Annotated in this window: 17 protein-coding genes; 12 read left to right on the top strand and 5 right to left on the bottom strand. The window is 69.8% G+C overall.

Annotation, left to right across the window (positions count from 1 at the left end; genetic code table 11):
- Positions 1 to 59: 59 nt before the first annotated feature.
- The 3 genes from ACIP6U_RS02690 to ACIP6U_RS02680 all read right to left on the bottom strand — a co-directional run bounded on the left by ACIP6U_RS02690 (position 60) and on the right by ACIP6U_RS02680 (position 3,210).
- On the bottom strand, positions 60 to 1,532 hold the full coding sequence (locus ACIP6U_RS02690) for an MFS transporter (RefSeq protein WP_401711853.1): 1,473 nt from the start codon (positions 1,530 to 1,532) through the stop codon (positions 60 to 62).
- Between the two features lie 125 nt (positions 1,533 to 1,657).
- Positions 1,658 to 1,948 (bottom strand): ATP-binding protein, encoded by a 291-nt coding sequence (locus ACIP6U_RS02685; protein WP_401712901.1) that lies wholly within the window; start codon positions 1,946 to 1,948, stop codon positions 1,658 to 1,660.
- 224 nt (positions 1,949 to 2,172) lie between these two features.
- Positions 2,173 to 3,210 carry a zinc-binding dehydrogenase gene (locus ACIP6U_RS02680; protein ID WP_401711850.1) on the bottom strand — a complete coding sequence of 346 codons (1,038 nt, stop codon included), beginning with the start codon at positions 3,208 to 3,210 and terminating at the stop codon, positions 2,173 to 2,175.
- A gap of 318 nt (positions 3,211 to 3,528) precedes the next feature.
- Between ACIP6U_RS02680 and ACIP6U_RS02675 the strand changes: the two genes are divergently transcribed.
- On the top strand, positions 3,529 to 4,038 hold the full coding sequence (locus ACIP6U_RS02675) for a MarR family winged helix-turn-helix transcriptional regulator (protein WP_401711847.1): 510 nt from the start codon (positions 3,529 to 3,531) through the stop codon (positions 4,036 to 4,038).
- 58 nt (positions 4,039 to 4,096) lie between these two features.
- Here ACIP6U_RS02675 and ACIP6U_RS02670 read toward each other — a convergent pair whose 3' ends face one another.
- Entirely contained in the window at positions 4,097 to 5,869 is a 1,773-nt protein-coding gene (locus ACIP6U_RS02670; protein WP_401711844.1) for a tannase/feruloyl esterase family alpha/beta hydrolase, read from the bottom strand.
- Positions 5,870 to 6,051: 182 nt separating this feature from the next.
- On the opposite strand from ACIP6U_RS02670, the gene ACIP6U_RS02665 reads away from it, so the two are divergent.
- The 6 genes from ACIP6U_RS02665 to ACIP6U_RS02640 all read left to right on the top strand — a co-directional run bounded on the left by ACIP6U_RS02665 (position 6,052) and on the right by ACIP6U_RS02640 (position 11,766).
- Complete coding sequence (locus ACIP6U_RS02665) at positions 6,052 to 6,702, top strand: GntR family transcriptional regulator (RefSeq protein WP_401711842.1); 651 nt, start codon at positions 6,052 to 6,054, stop codon at positions 6,700 to 6,702.
- A gap of 59 nt (positions 6,703 to 6,761) precedes the next feature.
- The gene (locus ACIP6U_RS02660; protein ID WP_401711839.1) at positions 6,762 to 7,511 is read left to right on the top strand and encodes a PIG-L deacetylase family protein; all 750 of its coding nucleotides are present in this window, start codon (positions 6,762 to 6,764) and stop codon (positions 7,509 to 7,511) included.
- Between the two features lie 2 nt (positions 7,512 to 7,513).
- Positions 7,514 to 8,218 carry a 4-carboxy-4-hydroxy-2-oxoadipate aldolase/oxaloacetate decarboxylase gene (locus ACIP6U_RS02655; protein WP_401711836.1) on the top strand — a complete coding sequence of 235 codons (705 nt, stop codon included), beginning with the start codon at positions 7,514 to 7,516 and terminating at the stop codon, positions 8,216 to 8,218.
- A 26-nt stretch (positions 8,219 to 8,244) separates the two neighbouring features.
- Positions 8,245 to 9,369: a 4-oxalomesaconate tautomerase gene (locus ACIP6U_RS02650; protein WP_401712899.1), complete on the top strand. Its 1,125-nt coding sequence runs from the start codon at positions 8,245 to 8,247 to the stop codon at positions 9,367 to 9,369.
- Positions 9,350 to 10,300, top strand: coding sequence for a catechol 2,3-dioxygenase (locus ACIP6U_RS02645; protein ID WP_401711833.1), 951 nt, complete (start codon positions 9,350 to 9,352; stop codon positions 10,298 to 10,300). The genes ACIP6U_RS02650 and ACIP6U_RS02645 overlap by 20 nt, the downstream gene beginning before the upstream one ends.
- A gap of 125 nt (positions 10,301 to 10,425) precedes the next feature.
- Positions 10,426 to 11,766 carry an MFS transporter gene (locus ACIP6U_RS02640; protein ID WP_401711831.1) on the top strand — a complete coding sequence of 447 codons (1,341 nt, stop codon included), beginning with the start codon at positions 10,426 to 10,428 and terminating at the stop codon, positions 11,764 to 11,766.
- An 87-nt stretch (positions 11,767 to 11,853) separates the two neighbouring features.
- Here ACIP6U_RS02640 and ACIP6U_RS02635 read toward each other — a convergent pair whose 3' ends face one another.
- Positions 11,854 to 12,264: a cupin domain-containing protein gene (locus tag ACIP6U_RS02635; RefSeq protein WP_401711829.1), complete on the bottom strand. Its 411-nt coding sequence runs from the start codon at positions 12,262 to 12,264 to the stop codon at positions 11,854 to 11,856.
- A gap of 237 nt (positions 12,265 to 12,501) precedes the next feature.
- On the opposite strand from ACIP6U_RS02635, the gene ACIP6U_RS02630 reads away from it, so the two are divergent.
- From ACIP6U_RS02630 to ACIP6U_RS02610, 5 genes are all read left to right on the top strand, one after another.
- Positions 12,502 to 13,065, top strand: coding sequence for a carboxymuconolactone decarboxylase family protein (locus tag ACIP6U_RS02630; RefSeq protein ID WP_401711826.1), 564 nt, complete (start codon positions 12,502 to 12,504; stop codon positions 13,063 to 13,065).
- 38 nt (positions 13,066 to 13,103) lie between these two features.
- Positions 13,104 to 14,633 (top strand): sugar ABC transporter ATP-binding protein, encoded by a 1,530-nt coding sequence (locus ACIP6U_RS02625; RefSeq protein ID WP_401711823.1) that lies wholly within the window; start codon positions 13,104 to 13,106, stop codon positions 14,631 to 14,633.
- Entirely contained in the window at positions 14,630 to 15,652 is a 1,023-nt protein-coding gene (locus ACIP6U_RS02620) for an ABC transporter permease (RefSeq protein ID WP_401711820.1), read from the top strand. Before ACIP6U_RS02625 ends, ACIP6U_RS02620 begins: the two co-directional genes overlap by 4 nt.
- Positions 15,653 to 15,723: 71 nt before the next feature.
- Positions 15,724 to 16,680, top strand: a complete 957-nt coding sequence (locus tag ACIP6U_RS02615; protein WP_401711817.1) for a sugar ABC transporter substrate-binding protein — start codon at positions 15,724 to 15,726, stop codon at positions 16,678 to 16,680.
- Positions 16,681 to 16,697: 17 nt separating this feature from the next.
- Positions 16,698 to 17,609, top strand: a complete 912-nt coding sequence (locus tag ACIP6U_RS02610) for a LysR family transcriptional regulator (protein WP_401711814.1) — start codon at positions 16,698 to 16,700, stop codon at positions 17,607 to 17,609.
- The last annotated feature ends 102 nt before the right edge of the window (positions 17,610 to 17,711 follow it).

The raw sequence follows: 17,711 nt of genomic DNA, 5'->3' as shown, positions 1-17,711 counted from the left end.
GGACGGCCGCCGCCCGCTGGAGCGGGGCAACGGCCGTCGGTGGAGCGTTGGTTGGGCTGTCAGGCGTTCGCCGTGACGGCCTCCGGCCGGTCGTCCGACTCGTTCGGCGCCGGGGCCGGTGCCTGTCGGCGCGGGATGAAGGAGGCGACGAGGAAGGCGAGCAGGGCGGCTCCGGCGCCGATGGCCATGACGACCTTGAAGCCGCTCTCCGACGGGAGGGCGTGACCGCCGAAGTCGGTGGTCATCTGGGCCAGGATCACGCCGGCCAGGGCGCTGGCGAAGCTGGTGCCCAGCGAGCGCATCAGGGTGTTGAGGCTGTTGGCGGCACCGGTCTGGGACGGGTCGACCGCGCCCATGATGAGGGCGGGCATGGCGCCGTAGGTGAAGCCGACACCGGCGCCGATGACGCACGAGACCAGGACGAGGTGCCAGACCTCGCTCATCAGGACGATGTTCAGGGCGTAGCCCGAGGCGACGATCAGCGCGCCGATCATGAGGGTGATCTTGGGGCCCTTGGCCTTGGTGACCCGCGCGGACACGGCGGACATGGCCATCATGACCAGACCCTGCGGGGCGAGCACCAGACCGACGGTCAGCATGGACTTGCCCAGGCCGTAGCCGGTCTGCTCGGGCAGCTGCAACAGCTGGGGCAGGACCAGGGACATCGCGAACATCGAGAAGCCGAGGGCGACCGAGGCCAGGTTGGTGAACAGCACCTGCGGCCTGGCGGTCGTCCGCAGGTCGACCAGCGGCTGCGCGGAACGCAGCTCCCACCAGCCCCAGGCCAGCAGGATCAGCACGGCGGCGGCGCCCAGACCGAGGGTGGTGCCCGAAGTCCAGCCCCAGTCACCGCCCTTGGAGACGGCGAGCAGCAGGGAGAGCAGGCCGGCGGACAGACCGAGCGAACCGACCAGGTCGAAGCGGCCACCGGTACGCACCTTGGACTCGGGCACGATCAGCAGCACCATCGCGAAGGCGACGGCACCCAGCACCGCCGAGGCCCAGAACAGCAGGTGCCAGTCCCACTTGTCGGCGATGAACGCGGCCGTCGGCAGCCCCAGCGCACCGCCCACGCCGAGCGAGGCACTCATCAGCGCGGTGGAACCCGCCAGCCGGTCGGCGGGCAGCGCGTCCCGCATGATGCTGATGCCCAGCGGCACCACGGCCGCCGAGAGGCCCTGAAGCGCGCGGCCGATGATCATCGGGACGAGCGAGTCGGCCAGCGCGCAGACCACGGAACCGGCGACCAGCAGCACGATGCTGACCAGCAGCATGCGCCGCTTGCCGATCATGTCGCCGAGGCGTCCGACGACCGGCGTGGCCACCGCCGCCGCCAGCAGGGTGGCGGTGACCGCCCAGGCGGTGTTGGACGCGGAGGCGTGCAGCAGGGTGGGCAGCTCCGGGACGATCGGGATGACCAGGGTCTGCATCAGTGAGACGACGATTCCGGCCAGAGCCAGGACCGCCACCACGGCGTTCGGCTTCGGCGGGGCGGTCCCCGCGTCGGCGGGTCGGGTCAGGGCGTCGGACATGGCTGTGCCTCCGGCAAGGGGTCATTGCTTGACTTACGCAAGCATAAGCAGGATTGATTGACTTAAGCAAGTGGATGTTTTGTGACGTGCCCCGCGGGTGGCTGGGGCGGATGGGGGAGTGAGGCTCAGTCGGCTGGAGAACGCGCCAACTGGTCCGCATCCAGGGGCAGTTCGGCGACGACCTCGAAGCCTCCGGTGGTTCGCGGACCCACTCGGACGTGTCCGCCGACGGAACGGGCGCGCTCGCGCATGCCCATGACGCCGTAGCCGCTGTCCTGGGGAGACCCGGAGAGCGGCCCCGCCCGGCCGCCGTTGGCGACCGTCACCGTCAGCCGGTCCCGCGTGTACTCGACCCGCACCTCGGCCACGCGGACGCCCGCGTGCTTGGTGACGTTGGTGAGGGCTTCCTGCACGATGCGGTACGCCGTCAGGTCCGCGCCGGCGGAGAGGGGGACGGGCTCACCTTCCGTGGAGGCGACCGTCGCGCCCGCCAGACCACTGCCGCCGAGTCACCCCGCGCAGGCCGCCGATCTCCCGGCGCCCGTCCCGCGGAACTCCACCGCTCCGGCGCCCGCCCCACGTGCCCTACGGCACCCTCCGTGGCAGACGGAAGATTCCAGAGCCGCCCCCCGGCGGAGCCCTACGCGTCGAAGGTGACGACGACCTTCTCCGCCGCCCCCGGTGTCAACGCGAGTTCGAAGGCGTGCTCGGCCTCCGTGAAGGGGATGCGGTGGCTGATCAGTTGGGCGAAGCGCTCGTGGTGCTCGACGAGTTCGGGGGTGACCTCGAAGATCTCGGTGGGGTAGCCCTGCGAGGCGATCAGGGTCAACTCGCTGCGCAGCATGCCCCCGAGGTCGATGTCCGCGCCCTTCTTCTGCACGGCGACCATGACCAGCTTGGCGCCCCACTTGGCGGAGTCGATCGTGGTGTTGACGACGGCCGCGACACCGGCGGCGTCGATGTAGATGTCCGTGCCCGCCCGGGGCTGTCCCAGCGCGTTGGCGGCCTGGCCGTGCAGTTCCGTCAGCCGGGCGGTGACGTCCTCCTCGGCGGAGTTGACGACCGCGTCCGCGCCGACGGCCAACGCGGTCTCCAGCCGCTCGGGGATGACGTCGGCGACGACCACGTGCTCCACCCCGCGCAGCTTCAGCCAGATCGTCGCGCCCAGTCCGATGGGCCCGGCACCGAAGACCACGACCTTGTCGGCCGGCTTCGCCTCGGAGCGGTTGACGCAGTGCCGGGCGACCGCCATCGGCTCGTTGAGCGCGGCGACGGCGAAGGGCACGGTGTCGGGGAAGCGGGTCACGGTCCTGCCGAGCCGGGCGTCCTCCAGGAGCAGGTACTCGCTCAGCGCGCCGTGCTCGCCACCGCACCCGATGATGCCGGACGGCACGCCCTGCGGGTTGACCACCACCCGGTCACCGACCTTCAGGTCCGTCACCTCGGCGCCCACCTCGACGATCTCGCCGGCCGGTTCGTGGCCCAGCGGGATGGAGCGCATCGAACCGTCGGCGCCCGCGGGCATGCCGCCGATGTGTAGGAAGAAGGTGTCGGTGCCGCAGATACCGCACGCGCGCACCTTCATCAGGACGTCCTTCGGACCCGGCACGGGACGCTCGACGTCCACCACGGCGATGTGGTTCCGGTCGCCGGTCTTGACGGACTTCATGGTGGCCATGGGGAGACTCGCTTTCCTGAGGCACTGACGAGGGAGGCGTCGGCAAGGGGAGGTACTGGCAACGGGACGCACGGAAAGAGGTGTCGCCGGGCCCGGCGCCGGACGGGGGGAGTGTTCCGGGCACCGGGCCCGTCGACCGCGCCGTACCCCGTCCCCACGGGTCCGGCGCACGGGGACCGCATCCGCTCGACGCGATCCCGGTCTGATGGACCGGCTTCCTTGACTTAGGCAAGCATGATTGGGTTACTTAAGTCAAGCAAGCAATTGTGTGGTCCGGGATATTGCTTAAGTCAGGCAAGTAGATCTAGTCTCGTCGGTATGCCCGCACCCCGATCCGCCCCGGCACCCGTCTCCGCGACCGTGGTCGAGATCGAGCAGGTCCTCAGCCGCATCACGTACTTGGCGGGCCGTGCCCGGCAGCACGAGCGGCTGATGGCGGTCGCGGGACTGGATCTCGACCGGGCCGCGGTGACGATCCTGCGGCACATCGCCGAGAGCGAGCCGCTGCGGCCGGGGGTGCTGGCGGTGCGGCTGTCCGTCGAGGCATCCCATGTCACGCGCCAGCTGAGGCAGTTGGAGCAGGGCGGCTACGTGGTCCGCATCGTCGATCCCGACGACCGAAGGGCCCAGCGCGTCCAGCTCACCGGCCTCGGTCTCGCCGCCGTCCGGCGGATCCGGGAGGCCGGCCGACAGGGCATGGCGCTGGCCCTGGCCGACTGGTCGGCCGGGGACCTGGAGCAACTGGCCACGCTCTTCCACCGGTTGACCGATGACTTCGTCGCCCACGCGGAGGACCCGTTGCCGAGGAGCGTCCCCACCGCCCGTTGACCGAGAGGCGGTACGACGAGGGGGCCCGGCGGCCCTGACCCACCGCCGGGCCCGCCCGTCAGCTCTTCGACCTGCGCCGCGCGCAGGTCATGTCACGGCCGTTCGCGCTCTCGCACCACAGCTCGGTGCCGGACTTGAACGGCGCGCCCGCCCAACGGAAGGCGTCGTCGGCCGTCTTGCCCTTCGGCGTGTAGGCGACGTAGTTGGCGGCGTTGTCCCGGTCGCCCGTGCCGGCGTACTTCACCTGCTGGGGATAGGGATACACCGGGCGGGTGTAGGCGGCGGAGCCGTCGCTGTCGAGCTTCGCCGCGGTGACCGCGCCGGGGGCTTTGCCGGACTCCGTCCAGTCCAGCAGCGGGGAGAGGAAGTCGATGCTCGTCGCCCCGTAGCCGCCGGCGCAGTGGAACATGCCGGGGACGGTGTAGAAGCGGTAGAACCGGTCGGCCGTCGCCCTGCCGACCGTGTCGACCACCGCCTGGCGGTAGGCGATCGAGCCGGTGGGCGGGATGTAGCCGTCGGCGAGGCCGTGCCACATGATCAGCTTGCCGCCCGACCTGTAGAAGGGGGTCAGGTCGGGGTCGGTGGCGTCGTAGATGCCGGCGAACTCCTTCATCGTCCTCTCGAAGCTCCGCTCGGTGAACAGGTCGGCGGTCAGCTCCAGTTGGGGCTTCGCCGTCCAGGTGCCCAGCCAGCGCAGGAAGCCCGAGCCGATCCGGTACATGAAGAGGTCCTTCTGGGTCTGGCCGTCCTTGGGGATGACCAGCCCCGCCCACTGCGGCTCGGAACCCTTCGCCTCGCCACCGCTGTAGAGGTGGGTGCCGTCCGGGGCCGTCACGCCCCGGTAGATCTTCTGTACGACGGTGACCTGCTCGGTGGTGAGGCAGTTCGCGGCGTCCTCGTCACCCGGGCACTGGAGCGTGGCCGGGTCGAAGGCGCAGGCGTCCGGGTCCTGGATCGTGCCGTTGCCGATCCCGTCGTCCGTGCACCGGGCGATGACCGCCGTGTGCAGCATGTCCAGCTTGGCGGCGGGGAGGATCACCGAACCGTCCGCGCGGAAGTCGACGGTGCCGAGGTAGGCCTCCTCGAAGCCGTTCAGCGCCGTCTGGTTGAAGGCGGGTGCGCCGGCTTGGATCCCGTCGAAGTCGTCGGGGTAGCGCTGCGCCTCCAGCAGGGCCTCACGGCCGCCGTCGGAACAGCCCGAGTAGTACGAGTAGGCGGGCGGGGCGCCGTAGAAGGACTTCACGATCGCCTTGGCGGCGACGGCGAAGACGTGCTCGGAGCGGTAGCCGAAGTCCACCTTGAGCTGCGGGTCGGTGGCCCAGACGTCCGCGCCGCCGGTGCCGGTGTGCCCCTCGTCGTCCTGGCCGACCACGAAGGTGCCGTCGGTGAGCGGGGCGCAGCCCGCGGTGGCGGCGGGGGAGGTGGTCACGTTGACGCTGCCGCAGTAGCCGCCGCAGCCGAGCTGGAGGTAGCGCCCGCGGTAGGTCTGCGTGGGCAGGCGCAGCTCGAAGTGGATCTGCGGGGCGATGACTCCGGTGACCTTGCAGTACTCGTACTTGTTGGTGTCGCTCTTGGCCACGACCGTGGCCGCGGTGATGCCGGTGGCGGCGCCGTCGAGCCTGCTGAAGTCCTGAGCCGCCAACTGGGCGCAGGGCAGCGTGGGTTGGGTGACGGGGAGGTCCCGGCCCGCGGTGGCCGTCACGGTGGTGGGGCCGGCGGAGCTGGTGGGGGCCACCAGGACCGCGGTGACGGTGAGCGCGGCCGCGGCGACGGCGGCGAGGAGGGCGGCTCTGGTGCGGGACGGGCGGTACGGCAGGCGTGGTCGCCTCACGCGGGTTCCTCTCCGGATCATGCGGGTTCCTTTCCGGGGTGGGGCGGAAGGATCTGGGGTGGCGGCGCCGCCCCGGGAAGGTAGCGCTCCCGGCTTCCTGCGGGCAATACGGCAGACAAAATTGTTGACAATCTTGTTTGGCTAGATTTAGGTTCGACAGGCACTCACTCAGGGAGGGCACGATGCTCAAAGAAGCCCGTCCGAGCACCGGGGAGCAGGCCAAGCAGCATGCGCTCGCGCAGCTGCGGCAGGCGATCCTGCACGGCGAGATGGCACCGGCACAGCGACTGGTGGAGAACGAGCTCGCCGAGCAGTTCGGTGTGACCCGGGCCAGCATCCGTGCGGCACTCATCGACCTGGAGTCCCAGGGACTGGTCGAGCGGATCCGCAACCGGGGTTCGCGGGTGCGGGTGGTGACCGTGGAGGAAGCGGTCGCCATCACCGAGTGCCGCATGGTCCTCGAAGGTCTGTGCGCGGCCAAGGCCGCCACCCTGGCCAGCGACGAGCAGCTCGCCGAGCTGACCGAGCTGGGCACGGCGATGACCAAGGCCGTGGCCGACGGTGAGCCGGTGACCTACTCCGAGCTCAACCAGGAGCTGCACACCAAGGTCCGGGACTTCTCGGGCCAGGCGACGGCCGTGGACCTGCTGGAGCGGCTCAACGCCCAACTGGTGCGGCACCGTTTCCAGTTGGCGCTGCGCCCGGGGCGTCCGCAGCACTCCCTGAACGAGCATCTGGCCATGATCGAGACGATCAGGTCCAGGGATCCGCAGGCGGCCGAGGCGGCCGTCCGCGCCCATCTCACCAGCGTGATCGAGGCGTTGCGCGACTGATCCGCGCCGAGGACACGCACGGGGGTGGGCGCTCACCTGTCCACAAGGAGATTCGAGCAATGACCCAGGCCAACGCGCCCGCCACCCCACGATCCACGCTCGTCGTCACGGCGCACGCCGGGGATTTCGTGTGGCGGGCGGGCGGCGCCATCGCCCTGGCCGCAGCCCGCGGGGAGAAGGTCACCGTCGCGTGTCTGACCTTCGGCGAGCGCGGCGAGTCCGCCAAGGCGTGGCGGGAGGGCAGGCAGCTGGCGGAGATCAAGGCGATCCGCCGGGACGAGGCCGAGCGGGCCGCCGCCGCCCTGGGCGCCGAGGTCCGCTTCTTCGACGCCGGCGACTACCCGCTGGTCGCCACCGCCGAGTTGACCGACCGGCTCGTCGCCGTCTACCGCGAGACCCAGCCGGACGTGGTGCTCACCCACCCGACCGAGGACCCCTACAACGGTGACCATCCGGCCGCCAACCGGATGGCGCTGGAGGCCCGCATCCTCGCGCAGGCCATCGGTTACCCGGGCGAGGGCGACATCATCGGCGCCCCGCCGGTCTTCTACTTCGAGCCGCACCAGCCGGAGATGAGCGGCTTCAAGCCGGAGGTCCTGCTCGACATCACCGAGGTGTGGGACACCAAACGCAAGGCCATGGAGTGCCTCGGCGCCCAACAGCACCTGTGGGCCTACTACACCGACCTCGCCGTCCGCCGCGGCGTCCAGCTCAAGCGCAACGCGGGCCCGAACCTGGGGCTCGCGCACACCACCATGGCCGAGGCGTACATGCGGCCGTTCCCGCAGATCGCGAAGGAGCTGGCATAGCCATGGGCGGAGTGATCGTCACCAACCCGCCGAAGGCGGACGCGAAGGACGTCGACGCGCTGGCCGGCTTCGGCGTGGCCACCATCAGCGAGGCGATGGGCCGCACAGGTCTGCTCGGACCGTCGATTCGCCCCGTCCAGCAGGGAGTTCGGGTCGCGGGCACCGCGGTCACCGTGCTCGGCTGGCCCGGCGACAACCTGATGATCCACGCGGCCGTGGAGCAGTGCGGCGAGGGCGACATCCTGGTCGTCACCACCACCTCCCCGTGCACGGACGGCCTGTTCGGCGAACTGTTCGCCACCGCACTCCAACACCGTGGGGTGCGTGGCGTCGTCCTCAACACGGGCATCCGCGACACCCAGGAACTGCGCGACATGGGCTTCCCCGGCTGGTCCCGCGCCGTCTCCTCTCAAGGCACCGTCAAGGCCACCGGCGGTTCGGTCAACGTGCCCGTCGCCATCGACGGCCAGGTCGTCCGCCCCGGTGACGTGATCGTCGCCGACGACGACGGCGTGGTGGTCGTACCGCGCGAGCGGGCCCGTGAGACGGCGGCGAGGTCGGAGGCCCGCGAGGCCAAGGAAGCCGCCACCCGCGCCGCCTTCCTCGAAGGTCAACTCGGCCTGGACCGCTACGGGTTGAGGGAGACGCTCAAGCGACTCGGCGTCGAGTACAAGACCTACGAGGAGTACGCGGGGGAGCAGCCGTGACCGGCGGGCCCGAGGAGGTCCGCTGCATGCTGATGCGTGGCGGCACCTCCAAGGGCGCCTACTTCCTCGCCGAGGACCTGCCGCCGGACCCCGCCGAACGTGACGACCTGCTGCTGCGCGTCATGGGCAGCCCCGACCCGCGGCAGATCGACGGACTGGGCGGCGCCCACCCGCTGACCAGCAAGGTGGCCGTCGTCTCCGCCTCGGCCGACCCCGAGGCCGACGTCGACTACCTGTTCCTCCAGGTCGCCGTGGACCGCCCCGAGGTCACCGACCGGCAGAACTGCGGCAACATCCTTGCCGGCATAGGCCCGTTCGCCGTCGAGCGGGGGCTCGTGGCCTCCGGTGACGGCGAGACGTCCGTCCGTATCCGCATGCTCAACACCGGGGAACTGGCGATCGCGCGCTTCCCCACGCCGGGCGGCCGGGTCGACTACACCGGTACCGCGGAGATATCCGGGGTGCCCGGTACCGCGGCACCGGTGGTGATCGAATTCCCGCAGGGCGGCGGCCAGTTGCTGCCGACCGGGCGCGTCCGAGACGTTGTCGCCGGCACCGAGGTGACCTGTGTCGACAACGGCATGCCGGTCGTCCTGATCCCGGCCGCCGCGCTCGACGTCACCGGTTACGAAACGCCCAAGGACCTGGAAGAGGACCTCACCCTCGCCGACCGGCTGCGGGAGATCCGGCTGTCGGCCGGCAAGCTGATGGGCCTCGGTGACGTCGAGGGCACCACCGTGCCCAAGCTCAGCCTGCTGGCGCCGCCCACGGCCGGCGGGGCCGTCATGACCCGCACCTTCATCCCGGTGCGCTGCCACACCTCGATCGGCGTCCTGGGCGCCGCGAGCGTGGCGGCGGGGCTGCTGGTGCCGGGTGGGGTGGGGGAGGGGATCGCGCACATCCCCGTACCAGCGAAAGAACCACCGCAAAGCGACCGAATTCGCATCGAACATCCCAGCGGATTCCTAGACATCGAAACTACCGTGGCCGCCGGAGCCCAAGGTTCCGCTCCCGTGGTCCGCCGCACCGCGGTCGTACGCACCGCACGCAAGATCTTCGACGGCACCGTCTTCCCCCGGTCGGCCGACACAGCCCCCACGCCCGCACTCGCACACCCCCTTGGAGGCAACGATGGCTCCGCCGCTCGGTGACATCGCCCATATCGGCCACGCCCAGCTCTTCACCCCGGACCTGGACGCGAGCGTCGCCTTCTTCACCGACTACCTCGGGCTCACCGTCAACGGCGAGGACGGCGACACCGTCCACCTCCGGACCTACGACGACTACGAGCACCACAGCCTGGTCCTCACCGCCCGCGACCAGCCCGGCCTCGGCCGGCTCGCCCTGCGCACCTCCAGCGAGGAGGCCCTCCAGCGCCGGGTCAAGGCGGTCGAGGAAGCGGGCGGCACCGGCAGGTGGGTCGAGGACGAACCCGGCCTCGGCAAGCTGTACGTCACCACCGACCCGGACGGCCACGAGCACGCCCTGTACTGGGAGAGCGAGTACTACCGGGCGCCCGACGAGCTGAAGCCCGCGTTGAAGAACCAGCCGCAGGCCAAGCCCAACCGGGGCGTCGGAGTCCGGCGCCTTGACCACATCAACTTCCTCGCCGCGGACGTTCTTTCCAGCGCCGAGTTCCAGCAACAGGTGCTGGGCGCGCGGCCGACGGAGCAGATCCAGCTCAACAGCGGGCGGATCGCGGCGCGTTGGCTGACGTACGCGAACAAGTCGTACGACGTCGTCTACACCGAGGACTGGACCGGTTCGACCGGCCGGCTGCACCACATCGCCTTCGCGACCGACACCCGCGAGGACATCCTGCGCGCGGCCGATCTCGCCATCGACACGGGCGTGTTCATCGAGACGGGTCCGCACAAGCACGCCATCCAGCAGACGTTCTTCCTCTACGTCTACGAGCCGGGCGGCAACCGGATCGAGCTGTGCAACCCGCTCACCCGGCTCGTCCTGGCGCCCGACTGGCCGCTGATCACCTGGACCGAGGAGGAGCGGAAGAAGGGGCAGGCCTGGGGCCTGAAGACCATCGAGTCCTTCCATACGCACGGGACGCCGCCGGTCGGCTGAGCGGCGCGCGAGAGCCACCGGAGTCACCCTCCCTCGATTGTCGATGAGATTGTTGACAAAAACGTTGACTGTTTAGGGGATGGCTCCTTAGCGTCTAGCGCACCAAGCACGAGAGGTAACCAACGATGTCCTCCTCCCCGTCCCCCTCCCTGTCCCCTTCGTCCGCCCGCGGCAGCAGACTCGCGCTGATCGTCGTCGGCCTGTGCTGGCTGGCCGTGCTCTTCGACGGGCTCGACATGTTCATCTACGGCTCGGTGCTGCCGCACCTGCTGGAGACGAAGACCTTCGGGCTCACCGCCGACCGGGCCGGCGACCTCGGCAGTTACGCCACCTTCGGCATGCTGGTCGGCGCGCTCACCACGGGCACGGTCGCGGACCGGATCGGCCGCAAGAAGCTGATGGTCGCCTGCGTGACGCTCTTCTCGCTGGCCTCCGGGATCTGCGCGGTCTCCGGCAGCATCGAGGTCTTCGGCCTGGGCCGGACCCTCGCGGGCGTCGGCCTCGGCGGTCTGCTGCCGACCGCGATCAGCATGGTCTCCGACTACGCCCCGCGCGGCCGTACCGCCCTCACCATCGGCATGCTGATGACCGCCCACCACGCGGGCGGCATCCTGTCCGCCTACGTAGCCAAGTGGCTGGTGGATCCGGTCGGTTGGCGCGCCGCCTTCTGGGTGTGCGTGGTCCCGCTGGCCTTCGCGCCGGTGCTCGCGAAGTTCCTGCCCGAGTCGCTGAGCTTCCTGGTCGCCAAGGGACGCACCGACGAGGCCCGCGAACTCGCCGGCCGCTACGACGTCGAACTCCCGGCCGCGGCGGGCAAGAAGACCGCCGCGGACCGCTGGGACGCCCTGGTGGGTCTGTTCCGCGGCGGTGAGTGGACCCAGACCCTGCTGTACTGGCTCGCCTCCTTCGGCGGACTGCTGCTGGTCTACGGCGTCGCCACCTGGCTGCCCACCCTGATGCGCGCCGAGGGCTACGAACTGGCCAACGCCCTGACCTTCGTCGTCGTCTTCAACCTCGGCGGCATCGTGGGCATGCTCGTCGCCGGTCGCGCCGCCGACCGCTTCGGCGCCCCGCGCATCTCGGCGATCTGGTTCGCCCTCACGGCAGTCGGCGTCTTCCTGCTGGGCGTCCACATGGCGCAGGCGGTGACGATGCTGGTCGTCTTCCTCACCGGCGTCTTCCTGAACAGCGCCCAGACGATGATCTACGCGACCGTCTCGATCCGCTCCACGCCCGACAACCGCGCCACCGCCGTCGGCTGGACCTCCGGCATGGGCCGCTTCGGCGCCGTCTTCGGACCGTGGCTCGGCGGGCAGTTGCTGGCGGCCGGCAACGGCGACTGGGGCTTCACCGCCTTCGCGCTCGCCGGCGTCTCGTCCATGGTCTTCATCGGCATCGCGGCGCTGCGCAGCGCCAGGTCCGACACCCCGACCGGCAGCGAGCGGAAGCTGGTCACCGCGCACTGAGCACGCACAGGTCATGGAACGACGGACGCCGGCCACCGCACGGGATGCGGGGCCGGCGGTCCGGCGTTCTCAACTGCCTTGCGGTGATCAGTCCTTGCCCATCTGGTCCTCGTCCGACAGGTGTTCCACCGTCTTCCCGGTCTCGGTGAACGTCCGGGTCACATAACCGGAGGAGTACACCCACAGGATGCGCAGCGGTACGTCCCCGATGTTCCGGAAGAGGTGAGGGATCGGCGACGGCACATAAGTGGTGTCGTACTGCTCCAACTTGGTCACCTCGCCGTCCACCCACACCTCCGCCGCGCCCTCCAGGATCGTCACGTGCTCGTCGCAGTTGTGCGAGTGCAGCGGGGCGCCGGAGCCGACCGGATAGACGCTCATCCCGCTGGTGATCCTGTTCTCCCCGCCGGCCGACGGCGTGGTGATCAGCGGCGTCGAGACGACGGCACCTCCGCGGTCCAGTGGCGGTACCGACGCGACCTTGATGATCGTGGTCATCCGGGCTTCCTCTCCGATCCTCGGGCGGCGATGTGTTGACCGACGTTAGGTCGCGCGCGGGTGAATGGGTGCCCTCCAGCGTGCAGTTTTACGTTGCAGTCCGGGAGGGGCTGAGCTTCCGGAACCCGGCTGTACGGTCTGCTCGCGTCGGACGGTTTCCCGTTCCGTGCCCGAAACGCGGCGGAAAGAAAAGGCAGGTACGGCCAGATGAGGCTCCCCGTTCTCAGCGAAGAGGAAATGGATCCGCGACAGCAGGAGCTGGCCGCCCGCATAGCCGGCCGGCGCGGTGCGGTCCGCGGTCCCTTCCGGGTCTGGCTGCACAGCCCGGAGATGTGCGAACGGGCCGAATCCCTCGGTGCGTTCGCCCGGTTCGACTGCGGCCTTCCCAAGCACCTGCGCGAGTTGACGCTGCTGATGGCCGCCCGCAACTGGGACGCCCAGTACTCCTGGAACGCACATGTGCACCAGGCGATCGAGGCCGGCATCCCCGAGGCCGCGGTCCAGGCCATCGCCGAGAAGCGTGAGGCCGTCTTCGACAACGCGGCGGACCAGGCCTTCTACCGGTTCTGCCGGGAGATCCTCGACGAACACTTCGTCACCGACGAGACCTTCGCCGCGGCCCTCGCGCACTTCGGCTCCAAGGGCCTGGTCGACACCATCGGCGCGCTCGGCAACTTCACCATGCTCGGCATGTGCCTCAACACCTTCCAGGTGGACCTCCAGGCCGACAAGGAACCGCCCTTCCCCGACATCCGCGGTTACGGGCGGGTCGCCCTCGTCGCCGACCGGCCGCAGCCGTGAGTTCCCTGACCGGCCCGAGCACGCAGGGAGGTGCCGCCGTGACACCGGCCGATCCGGCCGCACCGGCCTTCGAGGACAGGCCCGCGGCCGTGCTCCGCGTCCGGGGTGTCCGCAAGAGCTTCGGCGGGGCCGCCGCCCTCAAGGGCGTCGACCTCGACCTGTACCCCGGCGAGATCCACGCCCTGATGGGCATGAACGGCGCCGGCAAGTCGACGCTCGTGCAGATCCTCTCCGGGGTCCACCAGGCCGACGGCGGCACGGTCGAGGTCGACGGACACGTCCAGCATGGACTCACCGTGCGCAGGGCGCGCCGGCTCGGCATCGCCTCGGTCCCGCAGCGCCGCGAACTGGCGATGGGCCTGACCGTCGCCGAGAACGTGCTGCTGGGCGACCTGCCCACCCGGGCCCGCGCCGTGCGCTGGAAGGCCGTCCGCGACCAGGCCCGCGCCGCCCTGCACGGGCTCGGCATCGACATCGACGTGGAGCGCACCGCCGGTTCGCTCAGCGTCGCCGAACAGACCATGGTCGAGGTGGCCCGCGAGGTCCGCCGCGGCGGCCGGATCCTGATCCTCGACGAACCGACCGCCTGCCTGAGCGCCGAGGCCGCGGACCAAATCCGGTCCCTGGTACGGACGTTGCGGGACGAGGGCGTCGCCGTCGTCTACATCTCCCACTACATCGACGAGGTCATGGCCGTCGCCGACCGCCTCACGGTCCTGCGGGACGGGGGAGTGGTCCGCACGGCGCCCGCCGCGGAGATGGACCACACGGATCTCGTACGGGCCATGGTGGGCCGCGATGTCGTCTCCAGCCGGCCCGAACGCCCGGAGCCCAAGAACGAAGTCGGCATCTCCATACGGGGGTTGACCCACGGCCGGGCCATCCGGGACTTCACCGTCGACGTCCGCGAGGGCGAGATCGTGGCCGTCCTCGGGCCCGCCGGGGACGCCCAGTCCCGCCTGTTCGACCTGCTGTCCGGACGGCAGCGGCCCGACGGCGGTCAACTCACCGTCGAGGGACGCCCGGTGCCCTTCGGCAAGGTCCCCGCCTCGCTCGCCAGCGGACTGCGCTGCGTCACCGGCGACCGCCGCGCCCTGGGCCTCGTCCCGGAACTCTCCCTGGACGAGAACCTGATGCTCGCCGACGACCGCTTCCACCGCCGGCGCCTGCACCGCCGTACCCAACTCGCCCGGCGCGCAGCCCCGTTGAGGCGCAGCTACGGCGTCAAGGCGCTGTCCGGCAACCCGCCGGTGAGCGCGCTGTCCGGCGGCAACCAGCAGAAGGTGCTGCTCGGCAAGTGGCTGGAGACCTCACCGGCCGCCTGCTTCCTGGAGGATCCCACCAACGGCGTGGACATCGCGGCGATGGCTGACATCCACACCCTCATCGACGACCTCGCCTCCCGGGGCGTGGCCGTCCTGCTTGCCTCCTCGTCCGCCGAGGAGGTCATGCGCCTGGCCGACCGGGTCGTCGTGGTGAGCGCGGGCCGCACGGTCGCCGAGCACGACATCACCGCCATCACCCGCGACGAACTCGTCGCCACGACCCTCGGAGGCGAACCGCAGTGAGCGTCAAGACACTTCCCGATGCCCCCGGCGTCTCCGACCAGCCCGAGGCAGCCCGCCGGTCCCGATTCACGCTCGCCGCACTGCGCGACGTACCGCACGCCGGACTGATCGTCGTCCTCGCCCTCGTGGTGATCTTCACGGCCGCGCAGAGCGAGACCTTCGCCACCGACCGGAACATCATCAACGTCCTGAGCCAGATCAGCGTCAACGCGGTGCTCGCCGCCGGGCTCACGCTGCTGATGACCGCGGGCGGCATGGACTTCTCCATGGGCTCCAACGTCGCCGTCACCGCCGCGGTCGCCGCCAAACTGCTCGCGGGCGGCCACGCCACGGCGTACACAGTGGTCGTCGCGCTGGTGCTCGGCACGGCGATCGGGCTGGTGAACGGGCTCGTGGTGACGTTCACCAACGTGGCGCCCTTCGTCGCCACGCTGGCCTCGGCCACCCTGCTCGACGGCGTGGCGCTGCTGGTGCACGACGGCAACACCATCTCCATCGGCACCCGGATGTTCGCGCTCGGCAACGACAAGGTGCTCGGCGTGCCCTGTCTGCTGGTCGTCGCCGTCCTCGTCCTGATCGCGACCGCCCTGGTCATGCGGTTCACGGTGTTCGGCCGGGACGCCTTCGTGATCGGCGGCAACGAACACGTGGCCCGGCTCAGCGGCATCAACGTCACCGCCCGCAAACTGACTCTCTACGGCCTCACCGGCACCCTCTCCGGGCTGGCCGGCCTGATGCTGCTCTCCCGCCTCGGCTCCTCCAGTCCCGGCGGCACCGCCGGACTCTCGCTCCAGCTCGCCGTCGTCGCCGCGGTCGTCATCGGCGGCACCTCGCTGGCCGGCGGCTACGGCACCGTCGTAGGCACCGCCCTGGGCCTGGTGCTCCTCGGCGTGGTCGCCAACGCGCTCAACCTCCTGGATTTCTCCAGCAATTACCAGCCGGTCTCGGTCGGCGCCGTGCTGCTCGTCGCGGCGATCGCCAACGAGATGCACAAGGCCCGCGCCAGGTCACGGCACTGAACTGCCCTGCCACCTGGACGACTTGTCCCTCTTGCCTCTCCGAACCCTCTCCCTCTGAAAGGGCGAAACCCATGAGACTTTCCGTCAGTTCCCGCAGTGCGCTGCTCGCCACGGCCGTCACGACCACGCTGGTCCTGAGCGGCTGCGGCAACGACAGCGACAGTGGCAGCAGCAGCTCCGGCGACCTCACCCTGGGGTTCGTCAACGGCGGTGACACCAGCTTCCACACCTGCTTGCAGAAGGCGGTCGAGGAGACGGCCAAGACGGAGGGCGCGAAGGTCTACACGGCCAACTCGCACCAGAATGCCGGGACCGAGCTGTCCAACATCGAGGACATGATCTCCCGCGATGTGAGCGCGCTGATCGTGCAGACGGTCAACGTCGACTCCCTCAAGGGCGACATAGCCAAGGCCAAGGCCTCCGACATCCCGATCTACCTCACGTCGGTGGCGACCAGCGACGTGAACGACATCCTCGGGGCTGCCGTCGTCGACCTGGGCAAGGTCGGTGCCCTGGATGCAGGTTGGGTCGCCGACGACGCGGGTGGCAAGGACGTGAAGGTCGGCATCGTCGCCGGTGCCCCGGGCGCCGCCTCCGACCTCTTGGTGAACGGCTTCAAGGGCGCGCTGCCGGCCACCGCCAAGGTGGTCGCCAACCAGCCCGGCATGTTCAATCCGGCCAAGGCGCAGGACGTCGCCGAGAACATGATCGAGGCGCAGCCCGACCTGGACTACGCGTTCGTCGCCAACGAGGACATGGCGTTCTCGGTGCGCAAGGCGTTCGACGCGGCCGGCAAGAAGGACGTCAAGATCGTCACCGTCAACGGGACCGAAGAAGGACTCGCCGCCGTGAAGGCGGGCGAGTTCTCGGCGACCGTCGCGAACTCGGCCAAGACGATCGGGGACACCGCGGTCAAGAACGCCGTCGGACTGCTCGGTGACAAGAAGGTTGACAAGATTGCCAACATTCCTCTTGTCTTGGTCACCAAGGACAACCTGAGCGAAGCGCCTCAGTACTGCCCGAAGTAGAGGGCGCGGAGGAAAACATGGATCGCTTGCTCCTCATGCACAGCTTCGTGACCGTCGCCCAGGTGGGCAGTTTCAGCGGAGCCGCCAAGAAACTGGGTTCGTCCGGCTCGCTGGTGTCACGGCACGTCGCCGAGCTGGAGCGACAGGTGGGCGTCCGGCTCGTGAACCGCACGGCACGCTCGGTGAGCCTGACCGAACCGGGCCTGCGGTACGCGGAATTCGCCGCCCGCATTCTGGACGAGATCGAGGCCGAGGACGCCGGCATCGCGCATCTGCACGACCGCGCCGAGGGGATGCTGAGCATCATCTGTCCGAAATGGATAGGCAGCCTCGATCTCGGCGACGCGATAGCCGCTTTTTCGGCGGCCCATCCCAAAATCCAGGTCCGTTTCGAACTCGGCGGAATGTCCGACCGTACCTATGACTTCCTGGACAGCGGATTCGACGTCGCGTTCCACACCCGGGATCTGCGCGACTCCAGCGTCCGCCTGAAGAAGATCTCCTCCCTGCCCTTCGTGCTGTGCGCGTCCAAGACGTACGTCGAACGGGAGGGCCCGCTGGCCCACCCGAACGACCTCGCCACCCGCGACTGCCTCGTGCACGTCAACGACCCGGTCTGGCGCATCGGCCACGGACACCAGAGCACCCTGCACAAGATCCGAAACATCGCGTTCTCGTCGAATTCCTACATCGCCCTGCAGAAGGCCGCCGTCCACGGCCGCGGCATCGCCCTGCTCCCGCAGCGCCCGGCCTACGACGACCTCGTCTCCGGCGCGCTCCAGGTGCTGCTGCCCGAACTGGCCGTACCGGACCGCCCGTTGTACGCGATCTACGGTCCGGGCCAGGACACCCCGCGCAAGGTCAGCGTCTTCCTGGACTTCCTCGCCGAGTGGTTCTCACAGAATCCCATCCCCGCGATGCGCGGATAACCGAAACGCGGACAACTGCCGGCGGCTGTCGCAAGAAACGATTGCGCACCTCGTAGAGCTCAGGCCATTGAGGGGCGGGCCGGCGCGAACCTACGCTCACGA

The organism is Streptomyces sp. NPDC088794 (genome assembly GCF_044750545.1).
GTDB lineage: Bacteria > Actinomycetota > Actinomycetes > Streptomycetales > Streptomycetaceae > Streptomyces.
This window is presented reverse-complemented; position numbering and strand designations above follow the sequence as displayed.